The sequence below is a fragment of the Kurthia senegalensis genome, assembly GCF_000285595.1.
GTDB lineage: Bacteria > Bacillota > Bacilli > Bacillales_A > Planococcaceae > Kurthia > Kurthia senegalensis.
In genome coordinates this window covers 63,031-80,654 of record NZ_HE611068.1, presented here as the reverse complement: position 1 = coordinate 80,654, position 17,624 = coordinate 63,031, and the positions used below count along the sequence as shown (strand labels likewise).

The window sequence follows — 17,624 nt, the reverse complement described above, 5'->3', positions numbered from 1 at the left end:
TTGGAGGATGAATAGCATATGCGTAAACCTATTATTGCCGGCAACTGGAAAATGTACAAAACACTGAAGGAAGCTGTAGATTTCGTTAATGAAGTGAAAACACAAGTACCTACGAACGAAAAGGTCGATGCGGTAGTATGTTCACCTGCACTATTTTTACCGACGCTCGTAGAAGCAACAAAAGGTACGGATTTAGCAATTGGCGCACAAAACATGCATTATGAAACAGAAGGTGCATTTACAGGGGAAGTAAGCCCAGTACAACTTGCGGATATTGGTGTTTCTTACGTTGTGATTGGTCACTCAGAACGTCGTGAATATTTCAACGAAACAGATGAATCTGTGAATGCAAAAGCACATGCAGCATTTGCACATCACTTAAAACCAATCATTTGTGTCGGTGAAACGTTAGAAGAACGTGAAGCGGGACAAACAGTTTCAAAAGTGGCTTCTCAAGTGAAAGCAGCAATGAAAGATTTAACAGCCGAACAAGCAACACAATCAGTCGTAGCATATGAACCCATCTGGGCAATCGGAACAGGTAAAACAGCAACAGCAGCCGATGCAAATGAAGTTTGTGGAGAAGTTCGTAAAGCAATCGCTGAAGTATTTAGCGAAGAAGTTGCTGAACAAACACGTATCCAATATGGTGGCTCTGTAAAACCTGCAAACGTAGAAGAATTATTATCGATGGAACATATCGACGGCGCTCTAGTTGGCGGTGCAAGTTTAGAAGCAGCATCATACTTAAAATTATTGGAGGCGGGGGCAAATGCCTAATACACCAGTAGCACTTATTATTTTAGACGGTTTCGGCTGTCGTAAAGAAGTATTCGGGAATGCAGTAGCACAAGCGAATAAACCTAACTTCGATCGTTATTTCAACACGTATCCTCATTCACAACTGCAAGCATCAGGCGAAGCGGTTGGCTTACCAGCAGGACAAATGGGGAATTCGGAAGTCGGTCATTTGAACATCGGTGCAGGGCGCATCGTATATCAAAGTTTAACGCGTATCGACAAATCGATTAAAGATGGGGATTTCTTTGAAAATGAAGTGCTTTTAAAAGCAATCAACCACGTGAAAGAGCACGGTTCTAAACTACATTTATTAGGACTTCTTTCAGATGGCGGTGTACACAGTCACTATGAACATTTATTTGCCTTATTAAAACTTGCGAAAGACCAAGGTTTAGACGAAGCGTATTTACACGCTTTCTTAGATGGTCGTGACGTCGGTCCAAAAACAGCACCGGGCTATTTAGAAGAGACGGCGAAACAAATGGAAGCAATCGGCATCGGTCAAATTGCATCGGTGAGCGGTCGCTACTATGCGATGGACCGCGATAAACGATGGGATCGTGTGAAACTTGCTTACGATGCAGTCGTTCTTGGCGAAGGTCAAGTGCAACCGTCTGCAGCAGCAGGTCTTGCAGCTTCTTATGCGAACGGTGTGAACGATGAATTCGTCGTACCATTCGTCGTACAACAAAACGGTCAACCGGTTGCGAAAATCGAAGATAATGATGCCGTTATTTTCTTCAACTTCCGCCCAGACCGTGCGATTCAATTATCAACAGCTATGACAAATCCGAAGTTTGAAGGTTTTGATATTTCAGAAATTCAACCGAAAAACCTTGAATTTGTTTGCTTTAAGAAATATAGTGAAACTGTAATCGGTGATATCGCATTTTACGATGACGATTTAAAAAATACAGTGGGTGAAGTGTTATCCGATGCAAAATTACGTCAGTTACGCATTGCAGAAACAGAAAAATATCCACACGTGACGTTCTTTATGAGCGGTGGCCGTGAAGAGAAATTCGAAGGGGAAAATCGTATTTTAATCAATTCACCAAAAGTGGCAACGTACGATTTACAACCAGAGATGAGTGCCTACGAAGTTCGTGACGCTTTAGTTAGCGAAATTAACGGGGACAAAGTGGATGCCATTCTGTTGAACTTTGCCAACCCAGACATGGTCGGTCACAGCGGTATGCTAGAGCCGACAATCAAAGCGATTGAAGCCGTTGATGAATGTCTAGGCGATGTAGTGGATGCGATTTTAGCGAAAGGCGGCTATGCGATTATTACAGCCGACCACGGAAACTCTGACGAAGTTGTAACCCTTGAAGGGAATCCGATGACAGCACATACTACGAATCCAGTGCCAGTCATTGTTACGAAAGAAGGCGTCGTGATGCACGACGGTATTCTTGCAGACTTGGCACCGACAATGCTCAAACTTTTAGGTGTTCCACAACCTGCCGAAATGACAGGTAAACCATTATTCGATTAATCGAATAAAATATTTCACAAACCGAGGAGAGTTCAAACAATGTCAATTATTACAAACGTATTAGCTCGCGAAGTATTAGATTCACGCGGTAACCCAACAGTAGAAGTAGAAGTATTTACAGAGTCAGGCGCATACGGCCGTTCAATCGTACCTTCAGGTGCATCGACTGGTGAATATGAAGCTGTAGAATTACGCGATGGAGATAAATCTCGTTATCTAGGCAAAGGTGTATTAAAAGCCGTTGACAATGTAAATAGCATTATTGCTCCAGCACTAGAAGGGGAATTTTCCGTATTAGACCAAGTAGCAATCGATAAAAAAATGATCGAACTTGACGGTACAGAAAATAAAGGTGCTCTAGGTGCAAATGCGATTCTAGGTGTTTCTTTAGCTGTTGCACATGCAGGAGCTAACTACTTAGGTTTACCTTTATACCAATACATTGGTGGCGTTAATGCAAAACAACTTCCAGTTCCAATGATGAACATTTTAAATGGTGGCGAACATGCGGATAACAACGTAGATATTCAAGAATTTATGGTAATGCCAGTCGGTGCAGAAAGCTTCCGTCATGCACTACGTATGGGTGCTGAAATTTTCCACGCATTAAAAGCAGTTCTAAAAGAATCTGGTCATAATACAGCGGTTGGTGATGAAGGTGGTTTCGCACCAAACCTTTCTTCAAATGAAGAAGCGTTATCAACAATCGTAACAGCAATCGAACGCGCTGGTTACAAACCGGGCGAAGAAGTAAAACTTGCGATGGACGTAGCTTCATCAGAACTTTATAACGCAGAAGACAAACTATATCACTTAGATGGCGAAGGCGTTACGAAAACATCAGAACAAATGGTTGATTGGTACGAAGAATTAGCTTCTAAATATCCAATCATCTCAATTGAAGATGGTCTTGATGAAGACGACTGGGCTGGTCATAAATTATTAACAGAACGTATTGGCGACCGTGTTCAATTAGTCGGTGATGATTTATTCGTTACGAATACGAAAAAATTAGCACGCGGTATTGAAGAAGGCGTTGGTAACGCTATTTTAGTCAAAGTAAACCAAATCGGTACGTTAACAGAAACATTAGATGCGATTGAAATGGCAAAACGTGCTGGCTATACAGCAATCATTTCTCACCGTTCTGGTGAATCAGAAGACGTAACAATTGCGGATATCGCTGTTGCAACGAACGCTGGTCAAATCAAAACAGGTGCACCATCTCGTACAGACCGTGTTGCGAAATACAACCAACTTCTACGCATTGAAGATGAATTAGAAGGTATTTCTAAATACGAAGGAATCCAATCTTTCTACAACTTAAATAAATAAGCGTTTATTTTGAAACAGACTATGCCAATTGGGTGTAGTCTGTTTTTTTAGAAAGGGGAAAAGTCGATGATCTCAAAGGCGCTGTCGTCTTTTTAGCATCCGCTGCATCGGACTATGTTGACGGACATACGCTCGTCGTCGATGGTGGCTGGCTAGGGAGATAGTTTTCAAAAAAATACCGTTTTTTGCTATATAGTTCTGCTCATTCATGGTAAAATGTCATTATGTGTTTTGACGTAACAAATATGCAACACATATAAGCTCTATAATACAATAGGCAGTGTTGTGGTGCAGTTGAGCAGGAGGTGGAAGAATGCATACATTTTTAATCATCGCGCTAATCGTGATTGCTTGTTTAATCATTGTTACTGTATTAATGCAAGAACCTAAGAGTGCCGGCCTTTCTGGTGCAATTTCAGGTGGTGCAGAACAACTATTTGGTAAATCAAAAGCACGTGGCGTTGAACTAGTTTTACACCGTGTAACGATTGTTCTTTCAGTACTATTCTTTGTTGTTGCAATTTTAATTGCAAAATATTAATAAAGGATTTTTGCCTAACCTATCAAAAGGTTAGGCATTTTCTATTTATTAAGGATATAATAGAGACAATGTAATTCATCTGTTGACGAATGACGACATCAGGAGGTTTTTGAAATGAAGGTATCTTTGCCACAACCATTTTATTATAAAGCAGGAAAACGTGCGGTTTTGCTTTTACATGGCTTCACAGGAAATTCTGCGGATGTGCATATGCTCGGTCGCTTTTTAGAGAAGAGCGGCTATACGGTTAAAGCACCTCATTATAAAGGACATGGTGCATCTCCACTGGAACTAATTCAAACGGGACCAGTGGATTGGTGGCAAGATGTAGAGAAGGCATACGAGGAATTAGTGGCAGACGGCTATACGGAAATTGCGGTTGCTGGTTTATCACTAGGCGGTGTCTTTTCACTTCGTTTAGGTTATTTGAAACCACTTAAAGGCATTGTGACGATGTGTGCGCCTATGACAATGCGTACGACGGATACTATGTTTAGTGGCATCGTGAAGTATGCGAAAGATTTCAGTCGAGCTTTTGGCTATGACGAACAACAGAAAGATGCGTTGATCGAATCAATAAAACGCGAGGGAATGCCCTCATTGCCAAAACTTCCTGAACTGATTCAAGATGTGCGAAGTCATGTTGATGAACTATATGCACCGATTTTTGTCGTACAAGGACGGTTGGACGATGTGATTAATCCAAAGTCCGCCCAAATTATTTATGACACGGTCGAGTCCATTGATAAGCATATGAAGTGGTATGAAGAATCAGGCCACGTCATTACGTTAGGTACAGAAAGAAAGCAATTACAAGAAGATATTTTACAATTTTTAAATTCATTAGATTGGCAAGAATAGTCAACGTGAAGTAGGAGGAAATGATTTGAGTAACTTACAACAGCGCACATTAGCGCTATTAACAGAACCCGAAGTCAAACCGCTGACTGTTGCAGAGATAGAAGAGCAACTAGGATTAACAGAAGCTGAAGACTTCAAAGAATTAGTGAAGGTGCTTGTGAACTTAGAAGAACAAGGTACAATCGTTCGCGGTAGCAACGATAAATACGGTACACCAGAACGCATGAATACATTTAAAGGTCGCTTCATCGGACACGCAAAAGGCTTCGGCTTCGTTGCACCAGAAGAAGAAGGCTTAGATGATGTATTTATTCCACCAACGATGAAAGGTGGCGCTTTAAACCGCGATACCGTTATCGTAAAAGTGTCAGCAGATTCAACTGGCGAACGTCGTGAAGGTCAAATTATTGAAATCGTTGAACGTGGTACATCACGTATCGTTGGTGAATTCCAAGCGAACAAAAACTTCGGTTTCGTTTTACCAGATGACAAACGTTTCGGTACAGATATTTTCATCGGTCGCGATCACACTTTAGGTGCGATGGACGGACATAAAGTTGTCGTTGAAATTACGAAATGGCCAGACGAACAGCAAAAAGCTGCAGGGATGATCGTTCAAATCTTAGGTCACAAAAATGATCCAGGTGTCGACATTCTTTCAATTATCCATAAACATGATATTCATGTAGAATTCCCTGAAGAAGTAATCGAAGCGGCTGCACAAGTGCCGGACGAAATTTCAGATGCGGATCGTGAAGGTCGTCGTGATTGCCGCGAAGACATGATCGTTACAATTGATGGCGAATCTGCAAAAGACTTAGATGATGCAGTGAGCGTTGTGAAATTAGACAATGGTAACTTCAAATTAACAGTCCATATCGCAGACGTTAGTTACTACGTAACACAAGATTCTATTTTAGATAAAGAAGCATATGAACGTGCGACATCTGTTTACTTAACAGACCGCGTTATTCCGATGATTCCTCACCGTCTTTCAAATGGTTTATGTTCATTAAACCCACAAGTGGATCGCTTAGTATTATCTTGTGAAATGATTATTAACCAAGAAGGGAAAGTAATCGACCACGATATTTTCCAAAGTGTAATTCGTACGAACGAACGTATGACATACACAGACGTATACAAAATTTTAGAACACCAAGACGAAGCACTAATCGAACGCTACAAAGAATTAGTGCCAATGTTTGAAACGATGAAAGAACTTTCAAGTCTTCTACGTATGAACCGTGATCGCCGCGGCGCAGTAGACTTCGACTTAAAAGAATCAGTTGTTCTTGTAGATGAAAAAGGCTGGCCAACAGATGTCGTCGTACGTGAACGTACAATCGCTGAAAAAATGATTGAAGATTTCATGCTTGCTGCCAACGAAACAGTAGCTGAACACGTATGTAAAATGGAACTTCCATTCATCTACCGTATTCACGAAGATCCAAAACCAGAACGTCTACAACGTTTCTTCGAGTTCATTACGAACTTCGGTATTACCGTACAAGGTGCGACAGATTCAATCGACCCTAGCGCATTACAAGGTATTTTAAAATCAGTAGAAGGTCAACCAGAATATCCAGTTATCTCTACGATGATGCTTCGTTCTATGCAACAAGCGAAATACGATCCACAATGCTTAGGCCACTTCGGTTTAGCAGCACAGTATTACACGCACTTCACATCACCAATTCGTCGTTACCCTGATTTAATCGTACACCGTCTAATCCGTACGTACTTAATCAATGGCGACAAATCAGAAAAAACGACGTCATTCTGGGGCAATGCAATGGACGAAATTTCAGTTCATACATCATCTCGTGAACGTCGTGCAATCGATGCAGAACGCGATACAGAAGCAATCAAAAAATCTCAATTCATGTTGGACAAAGTTGGACAAGAATTCGAAGGTATTGTTGGTTCTGTTACAAACTTCGGTATGTTTATCGAGCTTGATAACACAATCGAAGGTTTAGTACACATCAGTAACTTAACAGATGATTACTACAACTTCGACGAACGTTCAATGACAATGATCGGGGAACGTACAGCACGTCAATTCCGTATCGGTGACCGCGTAACGATTAAAGTATTTAACGTAAACGTGGAAGAAGCAGCAATCGACTTCATTATCACAGATATGCCAGAACCGAAACCAAAACCAAAACGTCGCCCTTCTTCAGGCCCTCGTGTCATCAAAGGGAAAGACAAAGATAAAGATTTTAAACGTGGTAACAAACATACGCCAAGCGGTCCGAAAGTAAACGGTCGTACGCGTAAAGAAGATCGCAAACGCGACGGTGGCGGCTACAAAGGCAGCAAACCTCGCAAAGGTGGCAGCTTCTCAGATGCCATGGCGAAAGCTTCAAAAAACAACAAACACAAATAAGTAAACTAACTATATTTAATTGAGGTGACGCACATGCCAAAGGGAAAAGGTAATGCAATCGCTCAAAACAAAAAGGCGAGTCATGATTACTTTATTGAAGAGACAATTGAAGCGGGGATCGTATTAAACGGAACCGAAATCAAATCAATTCGAAAAGGGAAAGTACAGCTAAAAGATTCATATATTCAAATTCGCAACGGAGAAGCTTGGGTGTCTAATATGCACGTTAGCCCGTACGAACAAGGGAACATCTTCAACCATGATCCGATTCGTACACGTAAGCTGCTATTACACAAAAACCAAATACGACAACTGAATTACGACATTAAGCGTGAAGGGTACACAATCGTTCCACTTAAGATGTACATTAAAGACGGCTATGCCAAACTTCTAATCGGTCTCGGTAAAGGTAAGAAAAATTACGATAAACGCCAAGACTTGAAGAAAAAAGATGCGAAACGCGATGTCGATCGTGCGATGCGCGAACGCAATCGCTAAACGAATGAAAAGCCATGAATACGATTCATGGCTTTTTTGTATGTATAATTTTTTGTATGTATAAATAGTAAAAATACGAGATTTTGAATTGAATGATATAAAAATGTAATAAATAAGTGTTTTAGTAATGTATTCTACATGAAATTGTTATTTTTTGTAATAGAAATTCACTATACTAAATTTACGTTAATACATATACTAAAAGTACTAAAAACGTATTTACGTTAAAGGCCAAGGGAGGAATTAGAAGATGAAAAAAGTAATCGCTTCAGTAGCAATCGCTGCACTAACATTAAATGTGGGGACATTTGCAAGTGCAAAGGAACATCAAACAACACATACGAAAACAGTGAAAACTGTCAAAACAGCGACACCAAAAGTGAAGACAGTCAAAACAGCGACAGGAAAATCAATTAATAAAAAATTAGTACAAGTAGATGCCAATGTGAAAGCTATCGAAAAAGCTGTAGAAAAATATTACAGCGTTGATCAAAAAGGAAAAGCGAAAAAGAAATTATCTAAGACCGTAGCGAATAAAAAATATACGAGCTTTTATGGAAAATATAAAGCACAAAAAAATCAATTAACTGCGATTAAAAAGCAACTCACAACACTAGATAAAAAACATCGTATTAATGCATCAGACTACGGTGTATTAATGGCAAAATATGATGTGTTACTTGCGAAAGTAAACGCTGATATTACCAATTTAAAAACGTACGCAAATCAATCAGTTGCTAAAAAATAATCAATAACCCTAAACGTCGAAGCGCCATGCTCCGACGTTTTTTTCATGATGAACTTGTATCGGTAAAAGTAAATTGGTTGCGAGGTTGTTAATATTGCGTTATAATAATAAACATACAAGCCAGTATTCTACATCGCTTTATGCGATGTCCGAACACACCTTATTCCGACAGCTAGTACGAGCACATGTTGCTTTACGCTCTTTGTCAACGGAACTAAGGGGACGTTACGGATTCGACAGGGATGTCTGGGCTTGGATCGCGTGTCGGAGGTCTCGGCTTCGTCATCAACGGAAGTTATTTATAACTGGCAAAACAAACAATCAATTAGCTGCAGCTTAGTTCTGCAACTGCCTCACTGCTCTATCGCCCATGTAGTAGTAACTGAGGCCCAACTTTAGTGGGATACGCTTACAGGTGCAACCTGAGTCTGTAAGAGGAGATTAGTAGGTTAGCGCTCAAGACGCCTGTCTGTCGGCATAATGCAGTGCGAAACGTAAGTAGATAGACTACACACGTAGTGCTTCAAGTACTGGAGTTTCTGGACGCGGGTTCGACTCCCGCCGTCTCCATAAGACGAAATCATACGGTTTCAATGAGTGTCAAAATCCTTTAAGATTAAGGGTTTTGGCACTTTTTTTATTTAATTTTCTCCAAAATGCTTTGTCGTTAAAACAAATATAAAAGTAACGATTCGAATAGAGGTGTAATCGTATTACTTGGGCATTAATTAGAATCGTGCTATTCATTTTTAAAAGAACAGATCCAATGAACTTCCACGACTATTTAAATCAACTCACTTTGGGGCTGTAATAAAGAATACGTACGAATGCAGCTAAAATCATGCTAAGTATTTTTATTGTCTTAACGCTGAAACAAATATGGAATTATATTGAGGACAATGTTCTAGCTGGTATGTCCTCATGTTTTATCGTCCAGCAATTAGGCAATACTTTTAGTATACTTGCGATAATTCAAAGGAGGCGTTTTGATGAAACAAAACCCGAATGGAAAATTAAAGGATCTAGTTGTATTCAATAGTATTTATATGGCTTCCTCCTTCGATGCCTAATTGAAAAATAGGGACGTGCATGGATGAAACATATCCTCATGATAAAACGCTCTGTGTGAAAGAAGCGACACTTTTAAAAGAACCATATATTGAGCACGATGGTGTAGTTGTAGGTGAGAAAGTATTTGGAGAAGTGAATAAAAACGGCCGTTAGCAGACAATATAAAGGTCGCAACAATTGTTTAACGAACTTACGAAAGGAGAGTTTTAAATGACGAAAGAATTCGAACGAGACTCACATAAAGAAAAGAGCAGAAAAAATTTAGAAAAGCCTGATATGGTCGATTCAGATAATCCGAGCCTTTTTGATATGCATGAAGATATGCAAACAGTAGATGCCATACCGGTTGAAGAATTAAATGAAAAAGTCAAAGACGAAAAGAACAAAGAGCATACGAAAGAAAGCTCAGCTAGTGATAAGAAATATAATCCTTAATACTAATTTTTCGTATTAGATATAAAAAAAGCAGCTACTAAGGCTGCCTTTTTTACACATACATTATTTTTTCTTCATTGAAACAGTAAGAATGAATAACACCCAAAGAAGGATGCCTGTAACGATTGCTGGTATAGTCATTGTACCAAGATCTAAATGTAAAATTAATAAGACAATAAAGATGACAGTGAATAGTACCGGGAAGATCAATGTTGTAGAAGTTTTCGATTGTTTAAACCACATAAATTGCACAACTAAAATTGCTAATAATAGTAATAAAACGAAGTAAGTCATATATATATCTCCTTTTAAAATCTTGTGTCTAGTATAAGTTTATCATGTTTGTTCGAATCGTTTTAGAATCGATTCTCCTTTATTTCGGATGGGTTTTCGTGTCATTGTACTTACTGTAAATAATGAAATGAAAACAAAAAACCTGCCCACATTAGGCAGGTTTTTCTCATTGTTACACTTCTAACAAGATTTTTTTAGAAAGGGATCCGTCTTCGAGTGCGGTATGCGCTGCGACAACGCCTTTTACCGAGAATGGGAAGAGGGCGGTTGGTTTGACATGGACGGGGTGTTTTTCGTGTAGTGCTGTTAAGTAGTCCATCGCTTTTTTGTCGGTCATATCTGGTGTTCTACGCATATCGATGATGTCGATTTGTTTGCCTGTAGGGGCTTCTGGTGAGCGTGTCAACGTGACGTAACGACCACCGTCTTTAACGAGTGCGAGTCCTGATTCAGCAGATGAAGCGAAGAGGGAAGCATCGATGACGATGTCAGCACGGTCATGAATGGCTTCAAGTTGACTCGGTTGTTTGTAGTCAACGAATTCATCTGCACCGAGTTGAAGGACGTATTGTTTATTTTTTTCACTTGCGACAGCAATGACATGGAGTCCTTCATTTTTGGCGATTTGAATAGCAATCGAACCGACGCCACCAGATGCGCCTAAGATGGTGATCGTTTCGCCTGCTTGGATGTTACCGAAGTCGAACAACGTGTAGTAAGCGGTATTGCCGACACCTGAAAAGCCAGCTGCCGCTTCGTTCGGCATATCTTTCGGTTTATGGAAAACTTTCGATTGGTGTACGACAACATAGTCTGCATAGCCAGCTCGACCGGGTTTACCGATGACGATGTCGCCTTTTGCGAAACCTTGTACGTCTGTGCCAAGTTCAACAATTTCACCTAACACTTCACTACCAGGAATTAATAGTTGATTCAATGCGTGTCCACCTGAGAAGCCGCCACTTCGAATAAGGGCATCAACGGGATGGATACTAACAAATTTCGTTTTCAATAATACTTCATCAGTGCCAACTGTCGGTGTTGGCATCGTTACTTCTTCAAATACGTCGGGTTTACCGTAATGGTTATAGCCTAATGCTTTCATTTTCTTCACCTCACTGTTTGATACACTCATCATACAACGGAGTAGACGCAGAAATGATATCATAACTATTTTAAGAAGGGCGCTAAACGACAGAAAGGGCATAATGTTGTTTAGAACGTCATATTCTATATAATGTAAGTACGATGAAATACATGTCGAAGAAAAGTGGGGATTGGTTTTGCAGAAATATGAGTTTATTAAAAAGCAATTGTCTAAAACGAATAAAAAGAACGATGAAAACTATGTCGTTACACGAATATGGCATCGCTTAAACAATGTGGAAATAAAAATGATGACGCAACAATATATTGTACGAGACGGGGAAACGAAGCGATATGCGCTAGCAGATATTTATTTTCCACAAATCAATGTCATCATTGAGATTGATGAACCGTATCATTTATCGAATGAAATGGTTTTGAATGATGCGATGAGACAGCATGATATTATACAAGCGCTTCAATGTGACGTGTACCGCGTGAAAGTGTTAACGGACTTACACGAGATGAATGTGCAAATCGACCAGTTAGTAGAGCAGCTCCAACAACGTTTTGACCGATTAGCGGTGCTTAAATGGGATGTGAGTGAAGCTTACGATCCTCAAACGTATATTAATCAAGGATACATTGATGCGACAGAACATATCGCATTTAAGACAGTGAAAGATTGCTGTAATTGTTTCGGTGCAGGCTACAAAGGGTTCCAAGGAAGCGGTGCGAAACATAAATTCAATGAGGCAATTGATATTAAAGCGTTGAAGTTTTATCCGAATGCAGATTGGAACAATACGCTAGCTTCGGACGAACGATATTTTATCGAATACAATACGAATGCAGAAAAAAATGAAGCGTATTTACAAAAACGTCTATATGAACTACGTCAAGAACTCGCGTTATTTGCCCATGTCCGTAGCGAGTTTGGAGGTTTTGAGTACGTCTTTAAAGGACACTATAAAGTGAATCACGCACAATCGCTCGCACAGGGAAAAGTATTTTATGATCGAATCGCAACGAGAATGGAAACGTATGCACCTGTAGAATAAGTTATTTCTATGGTAAAGTGAGAATAGATGATTGCTTAAACTCTTCCAACTACATCGTATTAATACAGAAAAGCGCAAACCCTATTTTATGAAGGTTTGGCGCTTTTTTTGTTTGCGTAAAACTTTTAAAAGGTATGGTTTTTAAAAAAACTTTCTTTTTTTTGTACACTTTTTAAATACTCGTTCGTTATGAGAGTGAAAGGAGTAGAAATGAGCATTGAAAAAATAGAAGATTTGTATGTTACGCACGCACGGTTTATTTTGAATTACTTAGTGAAGATGGGTTGTTCGAAAGAGAATGCAGAGGATATCGTTCAAAATACATTTTCGAAGGCGATTGAGTTGATGATTCACTTAGAAGTCGACAATGTGAAGGCATGGTTGTTTAAAGTGTCATTGAATCAATATTATGATCTGTATCGAAAAAATAAACGTTTTCCGAAAGTGACCGTTGAAGATGAGAACTTTTTAGCCTCGTTTGTCGATGAGGAAGACGGAGAATTTCGTCTTTTACAAAAGGAACACGCTGCGACGATTAGCGATACACTCGAACAATTGAAACCCGCCGCAAAAAACTTATTGTTATTAAAATATGAAATGGATATGAGTTACGAAGAAATAAGCCAAGTGCTGAATATAAAAGTAGAAACGATTCGAACGTCGCTTTACCGAGCGCGTAACGAATTTAAAGAAAAATGGAGGAACCATCATGAAAGAACCGAATGAATTAGATGATTTCTTTTCACCATCATCTAACGATAAAATAATCCAACAAGCGAAACGAAAGAGCAAACGTCGTATTTTTCTCGTGAGTGGGGCGACCATCGTACTCGCTACGTTACTAATAGGCTTTACGAAAATGTTGATTACACCGTACTATTTAGACAAAAAAGCAGTCGAACAGCAATTATATTATGAACTTGTCGGTGCGGATCAACGTGTAGGAGATTGGGAAATGACTAATCGTCTCGTAGGAAGTTCTGCGACGGCTCCTATTTTTAAAATTGTCGGAGATCGTCACGTATACGTAGGGGATGCGACGCTTCAAAATGCGACAGAAAATCGTCACTTGCAACCACTCGTAGGAAGCGATGATAACTATAATGGCAGTCGCGTCATGCATTTTTATCACCCTGCCTTTCAATACGATACAAAAGCAAATGCCGCGAAACAACTCGCTCAGTTACAAAATAACGAAGTGGCAGAAATGGCTATCTCATTTAACGAAGCGTATACGCTCGAACGTCTACAACAACTTTTACCATCATCGATCACATTAGAATGGAACTGGGTAGATACGTTTACGAAAGCGGAAGCGGCATCAAATTCAAAAGAAGCAGAAGAACCGATGAATGAATATGAAGTAGTCGGCTTCCCAATGGCAGACAATCAAGGGGAGGCATACAGCCAACCGGTCACACAATTTGTAGAAACGTTGCAACGTGCGACGGAAAAATCAGGTCCGTACAAAGAGCAGTTCAAGAAGGTGTATGAAGCGATTCAAGGAAACGAGAAACGTGTAACAGAAAATGATGTCAAAATTGTCGGTGCAGTCGTCGTTGGAACGAAACAACAATTAACAACACTTATGAACAAAACATATATCACAGCGTCTGAAATTGGCACTGTCGTACAGAAATAGGAGTAGATGAAAATGAATAAAAGTATTATGTGGGTATTATCGGTTATTGGACTAATTGGCATTAACGTAGGGGCGATTCCAATCGCCATCTTTTCAATGTTTGATACAGCGGAAGGAACGAGCATTTTCTCTTTTGATTATGCGCTCGCTTTCGGTATTATCGTCGCAGCGAATATTGTCGTTGCACAAATGATCGTTTCAACAGTGAAAGGGCAAACGAATTTATTCCTTGCAGGCTTAGTCGTAGCGGTCGTAGAAGTCGCGTTCTTTACCGTTTTTTATGCAGGTTACTTAGGAACAGCTGTGATGGCAATTGCGGCAGTTGTCATCGTTGTAGCAAGCATTGCTTTACTCGTACAAACGCTTCGTAAATAATAGGAACGAAAAAAGCGTCTCCCTTTGATGGAAGACGCTTTTTTTTAATTCATTTATTTTTGCATCGCTTTCGCAAGTTCGGTGAAGATGACACCTAGACCGTATGCACCTGCATCTGGATAACCGATACTACGTTCGCCGACTGTACCTGCACGACCCATGCGTGCAACGATTTCTTTCGTTTTTTCAGCACCTTCAACAGCCGCTTCTGCACCTGCTGTGAACGCTTCTTTAAACGTTGTCGTACTTGCTACTTGTGACCAAGCGTCCGCACACGGAACGAGTGCATCGATAAGCGTTTTGTCGCCAACGACTGCACCACGACCGAATGAGCGTTCACCGGTTACTTGAATGCCTTTAACAGCGGCTTGAAGCATCGCCGCGAAGTCTTCAACAGAAAGGGTTTCTTTACCTTCTACATTTTTCGCAGCGCTACGGAATGCCGATCCCCAAATTGGACCGGACGCACCACCGCAATGTTCCATAATGATGAGGGAGATGGCGTGTAAGCATTCGCTAATTGAAGTCGTCGCACGAACCGATGGCCATTCACGTTTCAATTGTTTGAATCCTTTCGCAACGCTCATACCGAAGTCACCGTCACCAGCGTGCGCATCTAATTCACAAAATGGAATTTCATTTTCGATAATCGTCGCACTCATGTGGTCGATGACGTATAGTAAATTCTCACGTGTGAATTGCTCGTTTTGAATTGTCGCAAATGCGTCATCTGTTTCTACGTCAAAACGCGCAGCTATTTCTCGTTGTTCTTCTTGTTCAGGTAATTCGATTGGTGCGACTTCACCGTCAATGCGTAGAGCAGGTGTTGAAGCTTTCGCATTCAACAACGTTTTCAATTCGTCATCGAGTTTCATAAGAGAAAGGGAAGCGCCTGCCATATCGATGCTCGTCATATAGTTGCCGACGAATGTACGATGTACGATGACGTTTCGTTTCATCAGTTCACGAATCACGCTATAGTTGAAAATGTACAGTTCTTGTAGTGGGGTTGCACCGAAGCCGTTAACTAAAAGAGCTATTTCTTTAACATCACCGAAATCTTTTAGTAAGTCATCGACCATTTTCACCGCAAGTTCATCTGCACCGATGATTTTTTCACGACGAATTCCAGGTTCACCGTGGATTCCGACACCGTACTCCATTTCGTCTTCTGCTAATGTGAAGGTTGGCGTACCTTTCGCTGGTACGGTACAAGACGTGAAGGCGAAGCCAAGGCTATGAATCGAAGCGGCCGCTTTTTCAGCTACTCGTTTTACTTCTGCTAGTGCATCGCCACGCTCGGCAGAGGCACCGGCAATTTTATGAACGAAAATCGTTCCTGCGACACCACGATGACCGACTGTGTATAAGCTATCTTCTACAGCGATATCGTCTGCCACTTTGACGTATTCGACGTTTAATCCGTCTTCTTCGGCAAGCGTTGCACCGTTTTTGAAATTCATCATATCACCACTATAGTTTTTAATAATCATAAGCGTGCCCGCTTCAGAAGTGACTTGTTTCAATGCTTGATACACTTGAATTTGAGAAGGGGATGCGAATACATCACCACATACTGCCGCGTCCAGCATACCTTCCCCGACGAAGCCTGCATGAGCGGGTTCATGTCCGCTTCCGCCACCGCTAATTAAACTAACTTTTTGTGGATTTTGTTGTTTCTTTGAAATGATTTTATATTTTTCATTGAATTGTAATTCAGGCTGTGCTAAAACGAGCCCTTGGCACATTTCTTTCACGACATTTTCAGCTTGATTCATTAATTTTTTCATTGCATAATTTCTCCCATCGTATGCGTTATTGTTCTTTTTCATCATACTATATTCACGTTATTTTATACGTGTGAAAACCTTCTTTATGTAGACGAAAAAAGCGCCATTTCAGTTGCTGAAACAGACGCTTTTTTGATGCGATTTATTGAGCGTTTAGCTCATCGATAATCGGTTGTACGAGTGCACGTACTTCTTCGATTGATTTTGTATTCATTAAGTTATTACGTAGTTCAGCTGCACCGCTAAATCCACGAACGTAAATTTTGAAGAAACGGTGTAAGTGCGTAAATTGACGTGGCACTTGTTCACGGTATTGCTCGAATAAATCAAGTTGTAAAAGAAGTAAATTCAAGTATTCTTGAACGCTATGTTCTTTCGCTTCTACTTCGAATGCGAATGGGTTCGTGAAAATACCACGACCAATCATAATGCCGTCGATGCCGTATTTTTCAGCTAATTCTAAACCGACTTGACGGTTTGGAATGTCGCCATTAATCGTTAATGTCGTTTGTGGTGCGATTTCGTCACGTAATTTTTTGATTTCTGGAATGAGATCCCAGTGTGCATCTACTTTACTCATTTCTTTACGCGTACGTAAATGAATCGTTAAGTTGGCGATGTCTTGTTGAAGCACGTGTTTTAACCATTCGTGCCATTCGTCGATTTCTGTATAGCCTAAACGTGTTTTGACGCTGACTGGAAGACCGCCTGCTTTTGCCGCTTGGATGATTTCTGCAGCTGTTTCAGGATGGTTAATTAAACCAGAACCTTTCCCGCGTGATGCGACATTCGGTACGGGACACCCCATGTTAATGTCGACACCTTTGAAGCCAAGTTCTTTCATGCCGATACTCATTTCACGGAAGCATTCAGGACGGTTTCCCCAAATGTGTGCAACGAGTGGTTGCTCATCTTCTGTAAATGTTAGACGACCACGTACACTTTCTTTACCGTCTGGGTGACAGTAGCTTTCTGTGTTCGTAAACTCGGTGAAAAATACGTCCGGGCGTCCAGCTGTACTAACGACATGACGGAATACAGTATCCGTTACGTCTTCCATTGGTGCTAATATGAAAAATGGCTTCGGTAATTGTTGCCAAAAATTATCTTCTTTCTTCATTGTAATATCTTCTCCTTGTGGTACATTTCAAAAATAAACTCATTTGTAATAGTATCATTTCTAGCGAGGAGAT

18 protein-coding genes, 1 other RNA gene and 1 pseudogene are annotated in these 17,624 nt (G+C 40.4%); 16 read left to right on the top strand and 4 right to left on the bottom strand.

Translation table 11 applies throughout. The features are described 5' to 3' along the window. The first annotated feature begins 18 nt into the window (after positions 1-18). From tpiA to KSHG_RS11910, 12 genes and pseudogenes are all read left to right on the top strand, one after another. Complete coding sequence (tpiA, locus tag KSHG_RS11960; RefSeq protein ID WP_010306806.1) at positions 19-780, top strand: triose-phosphate isomerase; 762 nt, start codon at positions 19-21, stop codon at positions 778-780. Then, positions 773-2,299 (top strand): 2,3-bisphosphoglycerate-independent phosphoglycerate mutase, encoded by a 1,527-nt coding sequence (gene gpmI / locus KSHG_RS11955; RefSeq protein ID WP_010306802.1) that lies wholly within the window; start codon positions 773-775, stop codon positions 2,297-2,299. The genes tpiA and gpmI overlap by 8 nt, the downstream gene beginning before the upstream one ends. A gap of 39 nt (positions 2,300-2,338) precedes the next feature. After that, the gene (gene eno / locus KSHG_RS11950) at positions 2,339-3,634 is read left to right on the top strand and encodes a phosphopyruvate hydratase (protein WP_010306798.1); all 1,296 of its coding nucleotides are present in this window, start codon (positions 2,339-2,341) and stop codon (positions 3,632-3,634) included. A gap of 56 nt (positions 3,635-3,690) precedes the next feature. Further along, positions 3,691-3,798, top strand: a pseudogene (locus tag KSHG_RS18125) (SDR family oxidoreductase); the annotation flags it as partial. A 149-nt stretch (positions 3,799-3,947) separates the two neighbouring features. After that, complete coding sequence (gene secG, locus KSHG_RS11945) at positions 3,948-4,175, top strand: preprotein translocase subunit SecG (RefSeq protein WP_010306794.1); 228 nt, start codon at positions 3,948-3,950, stop codon at positions 4,173-4,175. A gap of 114 nt (positions 4,176-4,289) precedes the next feature. Continuing rightward, the gene (locus tag KSHG_RS11940; protein WP_010306789.1) at positions 4,290-5,036 is read left to right on the top strand and encodes an alpha/beta hydrolase; all 747 of its coding nucleotides are present in this window, start codon (positions 4,290-4,292) and stop codon (positions 5,034-5,036) included. Positions 5,037-5,061: 25 nt separating this feature from the next. Beyond that, on the top strand, positions 5,062-7,431 hold the full coding sequence (gene rnr, locus KSHG_RS11935) for a ribonuclease R (protein WP_010306785.1): 2,370 nt from the start codon (positions 5,062-5,064) through the stop codon (positions 7,429-7,431). Positions 7,432-7,464: 33 nt separating this feature from the next. Further along, a complete protein-coding gene (gene smpB / locus KSHG_RS11930; protein WP_010306782.1) occupies positions 7,465-7,929 on the top strand; it encodes an SsrA-binding protein SmpB in 465 nt (154 codons plus the stop codon). 250 nt (positions 7,930-8,179) lie between these two features. Then, positions 8,180-8,677, top strand: a complete 498-nt coding sequence (locus tag KSHG_RS11925) for a hypothetical protein (protein WP_010306778.1) — start codon at positions 8,180-8,182, stop codon at positions 8,675-8,677. 218 nt (positions 8,678-8,895) lie between these two features. After that, positions 8,896-9,250, top strand: a transfer-messenger RNA (tmRNA) gene (gene ssrA, locus KSHG_RS17795). 516 nt (positions 9,251-9,766) lie between these two features. Next, a complete protein-coding gene (locus KSHG_RS19015) occupies positions 9,767-9,901 on the top strand; it encodes a hypothetical protein (protein ID WP_261797783.1) in 135 nt (44 codons plus the stop codon). Between the two features lie 57 nt (positions 9,902-9,958). Beyond that, entirely contained in the window at positions 9,959-10,183 is a 225-nt protein-coding gene (locus KSHG_RS11910; protein WP_010306774.1) for a hypothetical protein, read from the top strand. A 63-nt stretch (positions 10,184-10,246) separates the two neighbouring features. On the opposite strand, the gene KSHG_RS11905 is transcribed toward KSHG_RS11910, so the two are convergent. After that, on the bottom strand, positions 10,247-10,477 hold the full coding sequence (locus KSHG_RS11905; protein ID WP_010306770.1) for a hypothetical protein: 231 nt from the start codon (positions 10,475-10,477) through the stop codon (positions 10,247-10,249). 172 nt (positions 10,478-10,649) lie between these two features. Next, positions 10,650-11,582 (bottom strand): NADP-dependent oxidoreductase, encoded by a 933-nt coding sequence (locus tag KSHG_RS11900; protein WP_010306765.1) that lies wholly within the window; start codon positions 11,580-11,582, stop codon positions 10,650-10,652. A 178-nt stretch (positions 11,583-11,760) separates the two neighbouring features. Here KSHG_RS11900 and KSHG_RS11895 point away from each other — a divergent pair, with 178 nt between their 5' ends. The 4 genes from KSHG_RS11895 to KSHG_RS11880 all read left to right on the top strand — a co-directional run bounded on the left by KSHG_RS11895 (position 11,761) and on the right by KSHG_RS11880 (position 14,641). Then, complete coding sequence (locus KSHG_RS11895) at positions 11,761-12,624, top strand: AbaSI family restriction endonuclease (RefSeq protein WP_010306761.1); 864 nt, start codon at positions 11,761-11,763, stop codon at positions 12,622-12,624. Between the two features lie 210 nt (positions 12,625-12,834). Continuing rightward, positions 12,835-13,350 carry an RNA polymerase sigma factor gene (locus KSHG_RS11890; protein WP_010306757.1) on the top strand — a complete coding sequence of 172 codons (516 nt, stop codon included), beginning with the start codon at positions 12,835-12,837 and terminating at the stop codon, positions 13,348-13,350. Beyond that, positions 13,334-14,266 (top strand): anti sigma factor C-terminal domain-containing protein, encoded by a 933-nt coding sequence (locus tag KSHG_RS11885; RefSeq protein ID WP_010306753.1) that lies wholly within the window; start codon positions 13,334-13,336, stop codon positions 14,264-14,266. Before KSHG_RS11890 ends, KSHG_RS11885 begins: the two co-directional genes overlap by 17 nt. 12 nt (positions 14,267-14,278) lie before the next feature. Beyond that, positions 14,279-14,641 carry a hypothetical protein gene (locus KSHG_RS11880; protein ID WP_010306750.1) on the top strand — a complete coding sequence of 121 codons (363 nt, stop codon included), beginning with the start codon at positions 14,279-14,281 and terminating at the stop codon, positions 14,639-14,641. A 53-nt stretch (positions 14,642-14,694) separates the two neighbouring features. Here the strand turns inward: KSHG_RS11880 and dhaK are convergent, their stop codons facing one another. Together dhaK and KSHG_RS11870 are read right to left on the bottom strand one after the other, a co-directional pair. Next, entirely contained in the window at positions 14,695-16,431 is a 1,737-nt protein-coding gene (gene dhaK, locus KSHG_RS17790) for a dihydroxyacetone kinase subunit DhaK (protein ID WP_010306747.1), read from the bottom strand. A gap of 142 nt (positions 16,432-16,573) precedes the next feature. Beyond that, on the bottom strand, positions 16,574-17,551 hold the full coding sequence (locus KSHG_RS11870; protein ID WP_010306743.1) for a tRNA dihydrouridine synthase: 978 nt from the start codon (positions 17,549-17,551) through the stop codon (positions 16,574-16,576). Between the last annotated feature and the right edge of the window lie 73 nt (positions 17,552-17,624).

Coding starts and splice junctions, on each gene's coding strand:
- tpiA (WP_010306806.1), top strand. CDS start 19: ATGCGTAAACCTATTATTGCCGGCAACTGGAAAATGTACAAAACACTG.
- gpmI (WP_010306802.1), top strand. CDS start 773: ATGCCTAATACACCAGTAGCACTTATTATTTTAGACGGTTTCGGCTGT.
- eno (WP_010306798.1), top strand. CDS start 2,339: ATGTCAATTATTACAAACGTATTAGCTCGCGAAGTATTAGATTCACGC.
- secG (WP_010306794.1), top strand. CDS start 3,948: ATGCATACATTTTTAATCATCGCGCTAATCGTGATTGCTTGTTTAATC.
- KSHG_RS11940 (WP_010306789.1), top strand. CDS start 4,290: ATGAAGGTATCTTTGCCACAACCATTTTATTATAAAGCAGGAAAACGT.
- smpB (WP_010306782.1), top strand. CDS start 7,465: ATGCCAAAGGGAAAAGGTAATGCAATCGCTCAAAACAAAAAGGCGAGT.
- KSHG_RS11925 (WP_010306778.1), top strand. CDS start 8,180: ATGAAAAAAGTAATCGCTTCAGTAGCAATCGCTGCACTAACATTAAAT.
- KSHG_RS19015 (WP_261797783.1), top strand. CDS start 9,767: ATGGATGAAACATATCCTCATGATAAAACGCTCTGTGTGAAAGAAGCG.
- KSHG_RS11910 (WP_010306774.1), top strand. CDS start 9,959: ATGACGAAAGAATTCGAACGAGACTCACATAAAGAAAAGAGCAGAAAA.
- KSHG_RS11905 (WP_010306770.1), bottom strand. CDS start 10,477: ATGACTTACTTCGTTTTATTACTATTATTAGCAATTTTAGTTGTGCAA.
- KSHG_RS11900 (WP_010306765.1), bottom strand. CDS start 11,582: ATGAAAGCATTAGGCTATAACCATTACGGTAAACCCGACGTATTTGAA.
- KSHG_RS11890 (WP_010306757.1), top strand. CDS start 12,835: ATGAGCATTGAAAAAATAGAAGATTTGTATGTTACGCACGCACGGTTT.
- KSHG_RS11885 (WP_010306753.1), top strand. CDS start 13,334: ATGAAAGAACCGAATGAATTAGATGATTTCTTTTCACCATCATCTAAC.
- KSHG_RS11880 (WP_010306750.1), top strand. CDS start 14,279: ATGAATAAAAGTATTATGTGGGTATTATCGGTTATTGGACTAATTGGC.
- dhaK (WP_010306747.1), bottom strand. CDS start 16,431: ATGAAAAAATTAATGAATCAAGCTGAAAATGTCGTGAAAGAAATGTGC.
- KSHG_RS11870 (WP_010306743.1), bottom strand. CDS start 17,551: ATGAAGAAAGAAGATAATTTTTGGCAACAATTACCGAAGCCATTTTTC.